The 383-nt window shown below is 68.4% G+C and carries 2 protein-coding genes; both read left to right on the forward strand.

Going from position 1 to position 383, the window contains the following annotated elements; all coding sequences use genetic code 11:
* Nucleotides 1-257: hypothetical protein (locus J0A65_RS26275; RefSeq protein ID WP_232850170.1), on the forward strand; the 257-nt coding region annotated here is incomplete at its 5' end.
* On the forward strand, nt 248-383 hold a 136-nt coding region (locus J0A65_RS27600; protein WP_232850171.1), incomplete at its 3' end, for a nitronate monooxygenase. The genes J0A65_RS26275 and J0A65_RS27600, both read left to right, overlap by 10 nt.

The raw sequence follows: 383 nt of genomic DNA on the forward strand, positions 1-383 counted from the left end.
CCGTCCTGCTGACGCAGCGCCTTGCCCGCGCGCTCAAACCGAGCCAGGGACCACGCCTGGCCGCGCTGTTGATCAGCCTCTACGGCGGCAGCCAACTGGTCGGTCCCTGGTTCGTCGAACACTGGACCGCCGCCGGTCACAGCCTGACCAGCAGCTTCTCGATCGGCGCCCTGGCCTTGCTCTGGTCATTTTTCTGGACCTGGCGGGCGCCTACCCCCGACTCCCCTACCGAAAGGAAGCTCGCCCCATGCTCGTGAATGACCTGTTTGGCAGCCCGCTGCCACTGATCCAGGCGCCCATGGCCGGTTCGCAGAATCGCCGCCTGGCCGCCGCCGTCTGCGAGGCCGGAGGCCTGGGTTCGATCCCCTGCGCGATGCTCACGC

This window comes from Bowmanella yangjiangensis (assembly GCF_017255015.1).
GTDB lineage: Bacteria > Pseudomonadota > Gammaproteobacteria > Enterobacterales > Alteromonadaceae > Bowmanella > Bowmanella yangjiangensis.